Genomic DNA, 14,684 nt, shown 5'->3' with positions numbered 1-14,684 from the left:
AACATCACACTAGGTCAATGTTCCTCTGTCTCCTCCTCGGCAGTAGGCGGTTCACCAATCGTCGCCTCGGCATCGAGGTGCTCTGACTCATCACTTAGCCCATTGTCCTCCCGTACCGCAATAATGTTCTCCCAATCCACGACCTCTGCCGGAATATCCTGCTCCGATAAGCTGTCGATCCAATCATTCGGTCCACGCCCCATATAGTACCTCCGCTGCGTTCCTGATTCTTTTTTCTTCCTTCAAGGTTTGCTGACTTTATTTTTTCCCATGGTTCGCAAAAAATGCATCCGGCTAGAAAAAGCCCCGCCGCCCCATACTAAGCCAAAGCACTTATTATCAGGAGGCGATATCCATGCATACCGTTTGGAAAGGAGCCATCAGCTTCGGGCTTGTACATGTTCCGGTCAAAATGTTCTCCGCCACGGAGGATAAGGACATTTCCCTGCGTTATATCCACAAGGAATGCGGCAGTCCACTGTCATACGTGCGCAAATGTCCCGTGTGTGACAAGGAAGTAGCCTGGGAAGAAATCGGCAAAGGCTATGAGTATGAGAAAGGAAAGTTTGTCCTGTTTGACAAAGAGGAGCTGGATCAGCTTACCGAGGAGAGCAGCAAAAGCATCACCATTTTGGACTTTGTGGATTTAACGGAGATCGACCCGATTTATTTTCAAAAGACCTATTATCTTTCTCCCGATCAGGCTGGGATGAACGCCTACCGGCTGCTGATGGAAGCTATGCGCCAGACCGGAAAGATCGGCATTGCCAAAATTTCCATCCGCTCCAAAAGCAGTCTCGCCGCCATCCGTGTCTTGTCGGACTGCCTGGCGATTGAAACCATCTATTATCCCGACGAGGTGCGGCCCGTCTCCCAGGTTCCAGGCCTGCCGGAAGCCGGAATGGTCAATGACAAGGAGCTGGATATGGCCAAACTGCTCATTTCCCAGCTGTCCACACCGTTCGAGCCGGCAAAATATACCGATGACTACCGCCAGCGGATGCTGGATCTGATCTCCCATAAAATTGCCGGTGAAGAATTCCATATTGCTCCGGCGCGGCAGGAAAGCAATGTAATCGACCTGATGGCCGCGCTGCAGGCCAGCATCGAAGCGGTTCAGCATATCCCGACGGACCCTGGACCCTCCCCGTCCGGTTCTGCGGCCAAACCGCAAACAGCCGCTGCCAGGAAAAAAACCGCCAAGGCCAAAACAACAGCCGCCGCTCCTGCAGCCGCTGTGCTTAACGAAGCAACCGGACCGATTCCGGTCATTTCACCTAAGCCAAAACGCCGCAGCGCCAAGAGCAAAGACACGGTTTCCTAAGCTTATTCGCTTATATTTCCTTTAGGAGGGGTTGCTATGAAGCTGCAGCCAGTCATTCCATTTGAGCCTGTACTGGCCGCCCAGCTTCCGTCCGGCGGCGAGTGGATCGCACAAATCAAATGGGACGGTGTACGCATGCTTTCTTATTACGATGGCAGCCATGCAGAGCTCATTAACCGCCGGGGCAACCGCCGCACGCTGCAGTATCCCGAGTTGGCCGAGCCCCGCAGCTATTGCCGGGCCGGCTCTTTTATCCTGGACGGAGAAGTCATTGCGCTTAGTGGCGGCAAACCCTCCTTCCATGAGGTCATGCGCCGCGACAGCCTGAAGAATGAAGCAGCCATCCGGGCGGTTAGACCGCAGGTTCCGGTTCTATATATGGTGTTTGATATCCTGTATTGCAACGGACTATGGCTGCTCGATCAGCCCTTATCCAGGAGGCAGCAGTACTTAAATGAAATGCTGCTGCCCCATCCCCACGTCCAGAATGTGCCGAGCTATGCCAATCCGGCGGAACTGTTCTCCGCAGCCCAGAGCGGCAGTCTGGAAGGCATTGTATGCAAGGACGTGAATAGTACTTACGCGCCGGGAGGGAAAGATAAACGCTGGCAGAAGCGGAAAATCATCTCCGATGTAACTGCCGTCGCCGGCGGGGTAACCTTTCGTGACGGGATTGTAAATGCGCTGCTCTTCGGCCTCTACGACGACGAAGGCAAGCTGCATTACATCGGTCATGCCGGTGCGGGCAGAATGACGGCGGCGGATTGGCGGAACGTGACGGCGGCAGCCCATCGTCTCACCGTCCCGAAGATGCCTTTTGCAGCACTGCCCCAGCGCAGCAAGGATGCGGTATGGATCAAGCCCGAGCTGGTCTTCAAGCTTCATTTTCTGGAATGGAACAGCTCGGGTACCTTTCGCCAACCGGTCATTCAGGCACAAGTAGATTTGCCGCCGCAGTCTTGCCGGATAGAGCAGAAGGGGTAATTAGAAACAAGGGATTAAGCGCAAAAAGTGTGCGCCGCAGCTATGCACGAGGAAGGGAAGGGAGGAATCCGGTATGCCGGCAACGATCAAAGGCTCCATCACTGTAGCCGGACAAGAAATTACGATAACGAACCCCGACAAACCATTATGGCCCGAGGCAGGGATTACCAAACGGATCTATCTGGAAAAGCTGGCCGCACTCTCCCCTTATTTGCTGCGCTATTGCCGGGACCGGCTGCTGACGGTGATCCGCTACCCTCACGGCATTTCCGGCATGTCCTTTTATCAAAAAAACGCCCCGGACCCCCTGCCGGACTTTGTCCGAACGGCGGTACAGGACAAAATCAACTATATCGTGCTTCAGGGCTTGCCGGAGCTGCTCTGGCTGGGCAATCTGGCTGCACTGGAGTTTCACCCTTCCCTGCATTATGCGGGAAGCGAGCTTCCCTGTGAATGGATGATTGATCTTGATCCCTCCCTTGAGGTGGAGCCGCGGATCATGGAAGCGGCCGCCACTGTCGGTGAAGTGCTGAAATCACTGGGACTGGCTTCCGTTCCGAAGACTTCGGGGGCCACAGGTGTGCAGATCATCATTCCTATCCGGCCTGGTGTTACTTTCGATGACTTGCGCAAGATCGGGCATTTTGTGGGACGTTATGTCACCGAGAAACGTCCCGATCTGTTCACCCTGGAGCGGCTGAAGAAACACCGCGGCGACAAAATTTATTTTGATTATCTTCAGCACTACGGAGGCAAAACCCTTGCCGCTCCTTATACACCGCGTGCCAGACCGCTGGCCACTGTTTCTACTCCCCTCTTATGGGAAGAGGTACAGCGCAATGTCTCCCCTGCAGATTTTCATCTGCTGAATATTGAGGAACGCCTCAGCCGCATGGGCGATTTAATTGTTGGCGTACCGCCTCAGCCGGTAGAGAACATTATCTCCCGGCTCCCTTGATTCTGAAGCAGCAATAAGCCCGCAACTGCCTTTTCAGGCTGCGGGCTTATCAGGCGTCCAGCTTTTGGACGGAAGGTATTATATATGAGAATACGGCGCTGCCGAACGCAACCGCCCTATTGATTACTCTGACTTTCGTAAATATACCTTCCTTCGGATAGCGCTCAGGTTTTGAGAATCGCTAGTGGATTGATTTTTTCTTAAAGCGGCCGCCTTTAACATCATGGATATTGCCAATTGCGATAAAGGCATCGGAATCCCAATCCTCAACAATCGACTTCAGTTTGGCTTCTTCCAAACGGGTGATTACCACAAAAATCACTTTCTTGTTCTCACCGGAGAAGCCGCCTTCCCCATCAAGATAGGTAACGCCGCGTCCCAGACGCTCGGTCAGCGCTTCGCCGATATCACGGAATTTATCGCTGATAATCCATACCGACTTGGATTGATCAAGCCCCTCAAGCGTAATATCAATCAGCTTAAACGCAATATAGTAAGCAATTAGAGAAAACATCGCATTATTCCAGCCGAACACGAAACCTGCGCTCGAAAGAATAAACAGGTTGAAAAACATAACTACCTCACCTACGGAAAACGGCAGCTTCTTAGACACGAGAATGGCGACAATCTCTGTACCATCAAGTGATCCCCCGTAACGTACAACGAGTCCTACACCCACGCCAAGAATGACGCCCCCAAACACTGCGGCAAGCAGTGGTTCAACCGTTATGGGATTTACAGGATGGAGCAGCTGAGTACCGATGGACATTACTACTACGGAAAATAATGTGGATAAGGCAAAAGTTTTGCCAATCTGCTTGTAACCTACAACCAGAAACGGCAAGTTAAGCAGCGTCAGCAAAATCCCGAGCGGGATGTCAAAAATATCGGACAGCATAATAGAAATACCCGTAATTCCGCCGTCAATCAACTGATTGGGAACAAGAAAAATCTCCAGTGCAACAGACATCATACCCGCCCCGAGCACCATCATAATGATCCGCTGGGCCAGTCTGGCGGTCTTTAAGGCCCCCGACTTCTGCGGTTTCTTCTGTTCCTCATTCGTAAAGACATTTTGGCTCACAGTCATAGAACTCCCCCTATAAAAAAGTATAAACAAGAATAATCGAAAGCATAATTGTTAAGCTATACTTTCTTAAATTTCTTCTTATACCTATATTATATCATAAAAGAAGCTAAAATAAGGAACGGAACATGTTTGCGCCTTCGAAAAGTTAGGGTTTTGACCCTTTTTCCGTCATAATAGCGGCGAAAGCAGCTGACAGAGCCCTTGAATCAACTTGACATTTCGTCCCCTCTTGCTAAATTTTGCAGGGTCAATAAATTCGCTATGCTTGAGATCATTCTGGAACGCTGACTTAAGCGAATTAATGATCTCCGGCTGGAGCAGCACCGCGGTAAGCTCGAAGTTGGAGTAGAAGCTGCGCATGTCCAGATTGGCACTGCCCACAGTAGCCAGCAGATCGTCTATGATCATGACTTTGGCATGCATAAACCCCTTCTTGTAGCGGTAGAATTTCACCCCGGCATCCTGCAGATTCTCCAGATAGGATAAAGAAGCATTATAAACCAGCCTGTTGTCTGGTGTGGCAGGAATGATAATTCTCACATCCACACCGCTGAGCACGGCATTCTTAAGTGCCCGGCATATCGTCGGATCGGGAATGAAATACGGTGAAGCAATCCAGATTCGCTGCCTGGCTGCACATAACGCTGCAAAATACATCTCCAGTGAGGCATCTATTGCTCCATCCGGTCCGCTTGCCACAATCAGCACAGACTCCTGTTCCTCACAACTATGCTTTGGAAAAAAGCGGGGATGGCTCAGGGCGTCTCCTGCCGCCAATCTCCAATCCTTGAGGAACACGTATTGCAGATTATAGACTGCATCTCCTTCAAGCCGCAGGTGGGTATCCCGCCAGTAGCCCAGCTTGGGATCCTTGCCCAAATAATCATCCCCGATATTCAATCCGCCCGTATATCCTATTAGACCATCAACAATCAGAATTTTGCGGTGATTGCGGTAATTAAAGCGGCGGTCCATGAGTGAGGTCAGCGGCGGCAGAAAGAAATGGACCTCTACGCCCGCATTTTTTAAGGTGCGGATAAATCTGCGGCTCAGCTTATGGCTGCCGAGGCCGTCGCATAGCAGACGCACTTTAACCCCCTGGCGGCACTTGCGGATCATGACTTCTTGAAACCGCTCACCGGTGACATCATCCCGAAAAATATAGAACTCCAGATGGATATTCTCCCGCGCCGTTTCCATCGCTTCCAGCATATCCTCATAGGCTTCTTGGCCGCTGGAAAGTATCCGGCACTTATTGCGTCCGGTAACTGGACTTTCCGAGAGCCCGGAGAGCAGATGCAGCAGTTCGTCGCGGCTTTCAAATTCAGGGTTTCCGGTGTCTGACGTATTTTTCACGATCTGAATTTTGCCGGAGACATGGGCGCGAATTTCACGAAGCAGCGGCGTGCAGCGTTTGCCGATCCTGCGGTTCTGCCAATAATCATGGCCCAAAAAATAATAGAACAACAGCCCGGCAGGCGGACAGCAGAATGTAATGAACAGCCAGGCCAGCGCTCTTTGCGGACGGCGGTGCTCCAGCAGCAGTATTACGGCAATCTGCAGAATAAAAAGGCATAAAATGATTGCAAATATTCTCAAGGCGCACACCTCCTGAAAATCTATAATAGCTGTCTCCTGCCTGAGCTTCGTACAAGCCGGTTTCGGGCTTTGGTACCCGCATCACTTTGTTCTCCATGAAAAACCGGGAATTAGCTGCACCCAAGCCAATTCTAGTACAGGTTTTGCCGTAACTCTCCTTCTTTATTCAACCAAACCGTTGTCATGTTCACCAAAGGCATGGAATACATAGAGTAGTAGGACAATTCGGATGAGCCCATTTAATAGCTAACACTCGCAGGCACGGAGTTTTAGTTACCACGAGGCGGCTGCACAAGCCGCAGAAAGGAGTAGCTATGAAGAGTCAGCCCGATCATAACCGGATTACACTGCTCGTCGTCCGCGAAGCCGGACGTCCGGTCAGACAACTTCAGCTATCGAGGCCGCTTGCCCTGGCCCTCCCGGCCGCAGCCGCCCTGTCTATCTCCAGTCTGGTCACCTCCATGCATTTTCATGCCTCCCGCTCGATTGCGGAGCTGGAATCGGAAGCAGCGGCGCTATCCCTGACTAATCTTCGAATGGAAATGAAGGTCGCCGACAAAGACCAGACACTTCAGCAGCTCCGCAGTCAGGTGACTGAGCTGTCGGAGGAGGCCGAGAACATCAAAGACAAGCTAAAAAGTGTCAGCGAGCTGGAAGCACAGCTCCAGTCGCTGATTGATAAGGAGAGCAGTTCCACCACTGGAACAGACTCAGGTAAAGGTACAGGCACAGACTCCGATACCGAAAAAACATCCTCCTCCAATGCGTCATCAGGGACGCTCTCTCATGCCACAGCTTCATTGGACACCGTAGACGGATCTGCTCCAGCCGTTGCAACAGCGCTAAAAGATGTGAATTTCACGGCTGCAGCGGTTTCCAATTCCTCTTCGCTGTCTGGTGTAAGCTACCGGATCGGGGCGCTTTCATCGGTACTGGGCAGTAAGATAACCCCACAGGTAGGCGGTGAATATATCGCGGTCTATCAGGAGGATCCCTTGGAGCTGGTCCGGCAAACTAAAGATGATTATGCAGAAATCCGCAGCATGCTTGAAGAGATGGTGAACAGCATCTCCACCACGATTACCCAGGCCGAGAGGGCAAACAGCGTTCAAGCCAACCTTCAGGCCAAAAAAGCACTCGCCGAAAAATCCCGCTTGGCACCGGCCGTGATCTGGCCCACCCATTCCAATGTGATCACCTCAAGCTTCGGCTACCGCTCCGACCCTTTCAAGGGCGTTTCCGCCTATCATTCCGGCATTGATATTGCCGGTGATATCGGTGATCCTGTCTATGCAGCAATGGCCGGTGTGGTCACCGCCTCCGATCAGATGGGTGCAAGAGGAAAATACATTATTATCGAGCATGCGAACGGGCTGGAGACCTGGTATATGCATTTAAACGGAATGACCGTCAAAGCCGGTGACAAGGTGAATAAAGGCGAGCAAATCGGAATGCTGGGCAATACGGGGCGCAGTACAGGTCCCCATCTTCATTTTCAGGTGGTAAAACAGAACAAGGCGGTGAATCCGCTCAATTATGTAACCCCCTAAGGAGGAATTAATAGTGTGGAATAAACCAAAGCAGCAGGTATCCTTTAAGTCTACTGACTCGCTGATCGGTCTTGGAGGTACACTGGAGGGCAAGGTGCAGTGTGATACCAACTTGCGGATTGAAGGCAATTTCAGCGGGGAAATTCAGTGCCAGGGGACAGTGACCGTAGGTGAACAAGGAACGGTCCGTTCCAGCATTAAAGCTCAGGAGATCATTATAGCCGGCAAAGTGTTCGGTGATGTTACCGCCGACCGCCGCCTCACCATGACTGGAACCGGACAACTCCACGGCAACATCCTTGCAGGGACGCTCAGTATTATGGAGGGAAGTGTGCTTAACGGTTCCATAGGCATGGCAGAACAGCCCGCCCCGGAGAAAGCGGGCGGACTGCAGGAGGATAAGAATAAGGACAAGGCAGGTAAACGTGCCTCCAAGGCGCAGAGCAAGCTGGAAGCCGGCTAAACGGTTTGAACCTGTCTAGGCTCATTCCCACAGCTTCCCATATGTACCCGCCTCACATTCCATTTACGTACGGTCTTAAGCGGCGACATCCCTTTTACGGAATACGATCCAGGAAACCGCCAGAAACAGCAGATAATATACAGCCAGCACGGCGGCAGAGAACCCAAGGGTTACACCGCCAGGACCGGCATCGCTCAATATATATCCCCGCAAATCCATGTGGGTAAAGATCAGATACTTAGCCCACTCATACCTTTCCGGGCTAAAGATGACGATAAATAAATTTTTGGTAAACATAATAAACAAAGACAGACCGATCGCCAGTCCGCTTGCCCGGAAGACACTGGATACCATAAAGGCAAGCGCAGCGGTTAGAAACAGCTCAACATAGCGGCAGAGCACATCGAGGAAGGAGTATTCAACCGGACTCCAATTTCCGAAGTTAGACGCTCCCGCTTCCGCTGAAGAGGAGAAGATCAATGACGAACCATAAGCGAAAGCAATTAATATTGCTGTGCTGAGCAGACTGAAAAGGATCATGGAAATATATTTTGAGAGCAGTATTTTGGAGCGGCTCCACGGGCGAATCAGCAAAAGCTTAATTGTTCCCCAGGAAAATTCGCCCGCCACGGAGTCGGATGCAACTACAACCGTGAAGATTGTATTCAGGAAAAAGGCAACGCTCACGGTCGTCTGAAAGCTCTCCCATAGTCCCATCCTGGACATATCACCACTGCTGGTGAAATAGAACAGTGCCGGAAACAGCGCACTCATTAAAGCCAGAATGAACAACATAATCCATGTACGAACACGGCTGTAAATCTTGATATTCTCATTATGTATGAGAGCAGCGAACTCACCCAATGCCTTCACCTCCTGTAATTTCCAAGAATTGATCTTCCAGTGAGCGGGACAGCACCTTGATGCTGTAGACCTTGATGCCGTCTGCCACTAGCTTCGCATTCAGTTCGGCCACTTCCTCACGGCTCGCCACGACGGCCAGACCGCCTTCTCTCAATACTCCACGGCCAATCAGGCTAAGCGCCGCTTCCGGATTGCTCACCTCAAACAGTGTTTCCTTAGTCGGCATTACTGCGTCTCCCACTGCCTTCAGCTGTTTCACATCTACGAGCCGGCCATTCTGGATAATTGCGACGCTGTCGCACATCAGCTCCATTTCGGACAACAAATGGCTGGAGACGAACACCGTTGTTCCCTCATCTTGGCAAAGACGGCGCAAATAATCGCGAAGCTCACGGATCCCTTGCGGATCAAGCCCGTTTGTCGGCTCATCCAGAATCAGCAGCTTCGGCCGATGCAGCAGGGCCTGAGCCACACCGAGACGCTGGCGCATGCCCAGAGAATAGGTTTTTACTTTATCATGAATTCTCTGTCCAAGCCCGACGAGCTCCACAACCTCATTGATCCGATGCTTGTCTACACCCGGCACCATGCGCGCATATTGGCGCAAATTCTGGTATCCGGTCAGGAACTTGTACATCTCCGGATTCTCTACAATGGCACCGATATTGGCTACCGCTTCTTCGAATTGATCCTTGATGCTGCGGCCACAGATCAGAATGTCTCCCTGGCTGATCGAAATAAGCCCTACCATCATGCGAATCGTCGTCGTTTTCCCGGCGCCGTTCGGTCCAAGAAACCCAAAAATTTGACCGGACGGAATGTCCAGCGTTAAATTGCTGACCAGCGTTTTGGAACCTATTTTTTTGGTGACGCCCATTAGGCTGGCTACAGGCTTCGACACTTCTGCCATATTTGGCATTATTTCACTTCCTTTCATTAGTTTGCATTTCTATACTACCACAACTTACCTTTTTCATGAAAACCAAGAAAAATACATTACATAATAAAGGGACCGTAGCCTTTCATTACAAAAGGCTACGGTCCCTTGTACTTCAACAATTGCTTAAAGATTAGCCACCGACACGGGCAAGCTCACGCATATTGGCTTCAAAGGCTGCCATTAGGGCAGCTTCGCCGGTCAAGCCGGTTTGCTCAACTTTGCGGATTTGCTCCATCATCCGTTTGTAATCCTTTGGAATCACACGGGCAAAATTCGGCAGAGCCGCTTCCCAGCCATCCAGAATCCGTCTTCCCGCAGCACTGTCAGTAAGCTCCGTATGACGGGCAATCAGACTGTGCAGTTCAGCGATTTCGTCCGGTTCTTCGACCCGCTCCAGAAGCACCATTTCCAGATTGCAGCGTTTGATGAAGTTGTTGTTCGGATCGTATACATAAGCGATACCGCCTGACATCCCCGCTGCAAAGTTGCGGCCGGTTTCACCGAGCACAACTACGCGTCCACCGGTCATATATTCACAGCCATGGTCGCCCACGCCTTCAACGACGACATTCGCACCGGAGTTGCGGACGGCGAACCGTTCACCGGCGATGCCGCTGATGTAAGCTTCGCCGCCGGTCGCTCCGTAAAGCGCCGTATTCCCGATAATAATATTGTCCTCAGCGGCGAAGGTTGCCTTCGGTGATGGCTTAATAATCAGCTTGCCGCCGGACAGCCCTTTGCCCACATAGTCATTGGAGTCGCCTTCGACTGTAATCGTAATCCCCTTCGGCATGAACGCGCCCAGACTTTGTCCGGCAGATCCGCTGAAATGCAGGCGGATCGTATCATCAGGCAGGCCTGCCGCACCATATTTGCGCGTCAGTTCGCTGCCCAGAATCGTTCCTACCGCACGGTTCACGTTCGTGATTGGCAGCGAGGCTTCAACTACCGTACCGAATTCCAGTGCAGGCGCGGCCAGCTCCAGCAGCTTCGAAACGTCGAGCGTTTCTTCAAGACCATGGTTCTGGCGTTTGCTGCGGAAACGTGTGCTTCCTTCCGGCATTGCCGGAGTATGAAGCAAGCTGCTCAGATCGACGCCTTTCTTCTTCCAATGACTCGAAGCGCGTACGGCGTCGAGGCAATCGGTGCGTCCAACCATTTCTTCAATGGTGCGGAAACCAAGCTCAGCCATAATCTCACGCAGATCCTGCGCCACGAACGTCATGAAGTTAACAACATGCTGTGGATCACCCGTAAAGTTCTTACGCAGATCCGGATTCTGTGTTGCGACACCGACCGGACAGGTATCCATCTGGCACACCCGCATCATGATGCAGCCTACGGCTACAAGCGGTGCAGTAGCGAATCCATATTCTTCGGCACCCAGCAATACCGCTACTGCCAGGTCACGGCCACTAAGCATTTTGCCGTCTGTCTCGAGCACGACACGGTCACGGAGGTTATTCAGCATCAGCGTCTGATGGGTCTCAGCGAGACCAAGCTCCCAAGGCAGACCGGCATGGCGGATAGAGTTCATCGGCGATGCGCCGGTTCCTCCGTCATAACCGCTGATCAGAATGATATCGGCACGGCCTTTGGCTACACCGGCAGCGATGGTTCCGACGCCTACCTCAGACACGAGCTTCACGTTAATGCTGGCACGTGGATTGGCATTCTTCAGATCGTAGATCAGCTCTGCCAAATCCTCAATGGAATAAATATCATGATGCGGCGGCGGTGAGATCAGACCTACGCCTGCTGTGGAGCCGCGCACTTCTGCCACCCATGGATATACCTTGCGGCCCGGCAGTTGTCCGCCTTCACCAGGTTTGGCCCCCTGTGCCATTTTGATCTGAATTTCATCCGCATTCACGAGATAGTTCGAAGTCACCCCGAAACGTCCCGATGCGACCTGCTTAATTGCACTGCGGCGGGAATCACCGTTGCTGTCCGGAATAAAACGTGCCGGATCTTCGCCGCCCTCACCGGTGTTGCTCTTGCCGCCGATGCGGTTCATGGCGATTGCCAGCGTCTCATGAGCTTCCTTACTGATCGAACCAAAGGACATCGCACCGGTCTTGAACCGTTTCATAATTGATTCTGCCGATTCCACCTCTTCCAGCGGAACTGGCTGATTTGTCGATTTGAATTGCAGCATGGAGCGCAGCGTCTGATGTTTCTCGCTTTCACCCTGAACAAGTGCTGCATATTTCTTGTACATATTGTAATCGCCGCTCCGCACGGAGTGCTGAAGCAGATGGATGGTCTGCGGGTTGAACAGATGCTCTTCCCCGTCGCTGCGCCATTGGTACTCGCCGCCGGAATCAAGCACTTTATCGTTGCCGTCTTTGTCGGTGAAGGCGCGGTTATGATGAATCAGCGCTTCTGCCGCCACTTCTTCAAGGCCGATACCGCCAATACGGGAAGGCGTCCAGGTAAAGTAACGGTCGACGAATTCCGAATTCAGTCCGACAGCTTCAAAGATCTGTGCGCCACGGTATGATTGAATAGTAGAGATACCCATTTTGGACAGTATTTTCACTACGCTCTTTGTCGCAGCCTTAATGTAGTTCTTCACAGCCTTCTCATGCGAAATTCCGCGCAGCAGGCCCTGGCTGATCATGTCATCCAGACTTTCGAAGGCCAGATACGGATTGACCGCACTTACGCCATAGCCCAGAAGAAGCGCATAATGATGGACTTCACGGGGTTCGCCGGACTCCAGCAAAATGCTGACCTTCGTACGTGTTCCCGAGCGGATCAGATGGTGATGCAGGCTGGATACAGCCAGCAGCGCCGGGATGGCCGCATTCTCGCGGTCCACACCGCGGTCGGACAGAATAAGAATATTATGTCCTTTGGCCATTACGCGGTCAGCAGCCTCATTCATGCGCTCCAGTGCGATACGCAGTCCTTCCGCTCCAAGCTCAGCCGGGAACAGAATCGGAATAGACATCGATTTGAAGCCCGCACGGCGGACATGGCGGATCTTGGCGAAATCCTCATTCGATAAAATCGGCGATTCCAGGGAGATCTGTCGACAGCTCTCCGGTTCTGGTTTCAGCAGGTTGCGTTCCGGTCCGATTGTCGTAGCAGTTGACGTTACCAATTCTTCACGAATTGCATCAATCGGCGGATTGGTTACCTGTGCGAACATTTGTTTAAAGTAGTTGTAAAGACGCTGCGGACGATCCGACAGCACAGCCAGCGGAGCATCATAGCCCATGGAGCCGACAGCTTCGGCACCGGTTGAAGCCATAGGCTCCAGCACCTTGCGCAAATCCTCAAAGGTGTAGCCGAAGGATTGCTGCAGCTGCTGCACATTGTCATGTTTCGGGTTCGGCAGTTCAGGTGCATCCGGAAGCTCGTCAAGTCCGATCAGATGCTCATCCAGCCATTGGCGGTAAGGCTGCTCGGAAGCAATGGACGCTTTCACTTCTTCGTCAGAAATAATCCGGCCCTGCTTCGTATCCACGAGCAGCATCCGGCCTGGTCTCAGGCGGTCTTTATATAGTACATTCTCTGCCGGAATATCAAGAACTCCTGCTTCAGAGGATAAAATAATCATATCGTCTTTGGTTACATAATAACGGGCAGGACGCAGGCCGTTACGGTCAAGAATGGCTCCGATTTGCACACCGTCGGTGAAGCCCATCGCGGCAGGCCCGTCCCACGGCTCCATCAAGGTGCTGTGGTATTCATAGAATGCCTTTTTCTGTTCATCCATGCTGTCATGGTTGCTCCAAGGCTCAGGTACCATCATCATGGCCACATGCGGCAAGGAACGTCCGCTGAGATACAGGAACTCGAACGTATTGTCGAACATGGCGGTGTCGGAACCGTCCGGATTAACAACCGGCTTGATCTTGCTGAGGTCTTCTCCGAATACTTCACTCTTGAACAGCGACTGGCGGGCATGCATCCAGTTCACATTCCCCCGCAGGGTGTTGATCTCACCATTGTGGATCATGAAACGGTAGGGATGGGCACGCTCCCAGCTCGGGAACGTATTGGTGCTGAACCGGGAGTGGACAAGCGCAATCGCGGATTCCAGCTCTTTGTTCTGCAGATCCAGATAGAACTGGCCTACCTGCTCAGTTGTGAGCATGCCTTTATATACGATCTTACGACAGGACATACTTGGCACGTAGAAGGACTCACCCTCTTCGGTACCGCCATAGCGGATTGCAAGTTCTGCGCGTTTGCGGATTACATACAGCTTGCGTTCAAAAGCCAATTCATCCTTGACGCCTGCGGAACGGCCGATGAATACCTGACGGACATAAGGCTTCGCTGCCTTGGCAGTTTTGCCCAGCATTTCGTCAAAGGTAGGCACATCGCGATAGCCAAGCACCTCTTGGCCTTCTTCTGCAATAATGTCGCTCAAGAGCGCCTCGTGGCGGGCCCGGATCTCCTCGTTATGAGACAGAAAGATCATACCCACGCCATAGCGGCCCCGCTCCGGCAGTTCAAAGCCAAGCTTAGCGGCTTCCCCTGCAAAGAAACGGTGCGGAATTTGCAGCATGATGCCGGCTCCGTCACCGGAGTTCGGCTCGCTACCCTGGCCCCCCCGATGCTCCATATTGAAGAGCATAGTCAAAGCGTTACTTACAATATCATGGGACGGTGTGCCTTTAATATGGGCAACAAATCCCATGCCGCATGCATCTTTTTCGAACTGGGGATCATAAAGGCCCTGTTTGCCGGGCAGTTCAGTGTGTCTCATTGTACGCAACCTTTCTATAATAAAGTAGAAGTTATCATCGGAAGAACCCGCTTGCCGATCTGCATAATGGCGGCATCAATTTCACAAAAAATATAAGGAAAAAGCAAAGCGCAAAGCTCTACTTACATTATATTTTCAGGAAAATATTTCAGAGAAAAATCTTAATAATTATTCAAGGCAGATTGG

At 51.9% G+C, this 14,684-nt stretch carries 11 protein-coding genes; 5 read left to right on the top strand and 6 right to left on the bottom strand.

The features are described 5' to 3' along the window. Window positions 1-14 precede the first annotated feature (14 nt). Entirely contained in the window at window positions 15-203 is a 189-nt protein-coding gene (locus tag ACQ76X_RS13040) for a hypothetical protein (RefSeq protein WP_438494337.1), read from the bottom strand. Between the two features lie 152 nt (window positions 204-355). Here ACQ76X_RS13040 and ACQ76X_RS13035 point away from each other — a divergent pair, with 152 nt between their 5' ends. The 3 genes from ACQ76X_RS13035 (at window position 356) to ligD (ending at window position 3,266) form a co-directional block, all read left to right on the top strand. Further along, a complete protein-coding gene (locus tag ACQ76X_RS13035; RefSeq protein ID WP_438494335.1) occupies window positions 356-1,324 on the top strand; it encodes a Ku protein in 969 nt (322 codons plus the stop codon). 36 nt (window positions 1,325-1,360) lie between these two features. After that, the gene (locus ACQ76X_RS13030) at window positions 1,361-2,308 is read left to right on the top strand and encodes an ATP-dependent DNA ligase (protein WP_438494333.1); all 948 of its coding nucleotides are present in this window, start codon (window positions 1,361-1,363) and stop codon (window positions 2,306-2,308) included. A 73-nt stretch (window positions 2,309-2,381) separates the two neighbouring features. Continuing rightward, on the top strand, window positions 2,382-3,266 hold the full coding sequence (gene ligD / locus ACQ76X_RS13025; RefSeq protein WP_438494331.1) for a non-homologous end-joining DNA ligase: 885 nt from the start codon (window positions 2,382-2,384) through the stop codon (window positions 3,264-3,266). Window positions 3,267-3,447: 181 nt separating this feature from the next. Here the strand turns inward: ligD and ACQ76X_RS13020 are convergent, their stop codons facing one another. Both ACQ76X_RS13020 and cls read right to left on the bottom strand, forming a co-directional pair. Further along, a complete protein-coding gene (locus ACQ76X_RS13020; protein WP_438494329.1) occupies window positions 3,448-4,356 on the bottom strand; it encodes a YitT family protein in 909 nt (302 codons plus the stop codon). A gap of 168 nt (window positions 4,357-4,524) precedes the next feature. Further along, window positions 4,525-5,955: a cardiolipin synthase gene (gene cls, locus ACQ76X_RS13015; RefSeq protein ID WP_438494327.1), complete on the bottom strand. Its 1,431-nt coding sequence runs from the start codon at window positions 5,953-5,955 to the stop codon at window positions 4,525-4,527. A 314-nt stretch (window positions 5,956-6,269) separates the two neighbouring features. Between cls and ACQ76X_RS13010 the strand changes: the two genes are divergently transcribed. Beyond that, window positions 6,270-7,505: a peptidoglycan DD-metalloendopeptidase family protein gene (locus tag ACQ76X_RS13010; protein WP_438494325.1), complete on the top strand. Its 1,236-nt coding sequence runs from the start codon at window positions 6,270-6,272 to the stop codon at window positions 7,503-7,505. 13 nt (window positions 7,506-7,518) lie between these two features. Next, window positions 7,519-7,968 carry a bactofilin family protein gene (locus tag ACQ76X_RS13005; protein WP_438494323.1) on the top strand — a complete coding sequence of 150 codons (450 nt, stop codon included), beginning with the start codon at window positions 7,519-7,521 and terminating at the stop codon, window positions 7,966-7,968. A gap of 75 nt (window positions 7,969-8,043) precedes the next feature. Here ACQ76X_RS13005 and ACQ76X_RS13000 read toward each other — a convergent pair whose 3' ends face one another. The 3 genes from ACQ76X_RS13000 to gltB form a co-directional block, all read right to left on the bottom strand. Beyond that, window positions 8,044-8,832 (bottom strand): ABC transporter permease, encoded by a 789-nt coding sequence (locus tag ACQ76X_RS13000; protein ID WP_438494321.1) that lies wholly within the window; start codon window positions 8,830-8,832, stop codon window positions 8,044-8,046. Further along, the gene (locus ACQ76X_RS12995; RefSeq protein ID WP_438494452.1) at window positions 8,825-9,742 is read right to left on the bottom strand and encodes an ABC transporter ATP-binding protein; all 918 of its coding nucleotides are present in this window, start codon (window positions 9,740-9,742) and stop codon (window positions 8,825-8,827) included. The genes ACQ76X_RS13000 and ACQ76X_RS12995 overlap by 8 nt, the downstream gene beginning before the upstream one ends. 160 nt (window positions 9,743-9,902) lie before the next feature. Continuing rightward, on the bottom strand, window positions 9,903-14,498 hold the full coding sequence (gltB, locus tag ACQ76X_RS12990) for a glutamate synthase large subunit (protein ID WP_438494320.1): 4,596 nt from the start codon (window positions 14,496-14,498) through the stop codon (window positions 9,903-9,905). Between the last annotated feature and the right edge of the window lie 186 nt (window positions 14,499-14,684).

The sequence above is a fragment of the Paenibacillus sp. IHBB 3054 genome (genome assembly GCF_051594305.1).
Classification (GTDB): Bacteria; Bacillota; Bacilli; order Paenibacillales; family Paenibacillaceae; genus Paenibacillus_AQ.
Note: the sequence above shows the minus strand (reverse complement) of the source record. Positions and strands in the feature narration are given on the sequence as shown.

What these genes read in the sequence shown, in the direction of transcription:
- ACQ76X_RS13035 (WP_438494335.1), top strand. Translation starts at nt 356, where the DNA reads ATGCATACCGTTTGGAAAGGAGCCATCAGCTTCGGGCTTGTACATGTT.
- ligD (WP_438494331.1), top strand. Translation starts at nt 2,382, where the DNA reads ATGCCGGCAACGATCAAAGGCTCCATCACTGTAGCCGGACAAGAAATT.
- gltB (WP_438494320.1), bottom strand. Translation starts at nt 14,498, where the DNA reads ATGAGACACACTGAACTGCCCGGCAAACAGGGCCTTTATGATCCCCAG.
- ACQ76X_RS13010 (WP_438494325.1), top strand. Translation starts at nt 6,270, where the DNA reads ATGAAGAGTCAGCCCGATCATAACCGGATTACACTGCTCGTCGTCCGC.
- ACQ76X_RS13020 (WP_438494329.1), bottom strand. Translation starts at nt 4,356, where the DNA reads ATGACTGTGAGCCAAAATGTCTTTACGAATGAGGAACAGAAGAAACCG.
- ACQ76X_RS12995 (WP_438494452.1), bottom strand. Translation starts at nt 9,742, where the DNA reads ATGGCAGAAGTGTCGAAGCCTGTAGCCAGCCTAATGGGCGTCACCAAA.
- ACQ76X_RS13040 (WP_438494337.1), bottom strand. Translation starts at nt 203, where the DNA reads ATGGGGCGTGGACCGAATGATTGGATCGACAGCTTATCGGAGCAGGAT.
- ACQ76X_RS13030 (WP_438494333.1), top strand. Translation starts at nt 1,361, where the DNA reads ATGAAGCTGCAGCCAGTCATTCCATTTGAGCCTGTACTGGCCGCCCAG.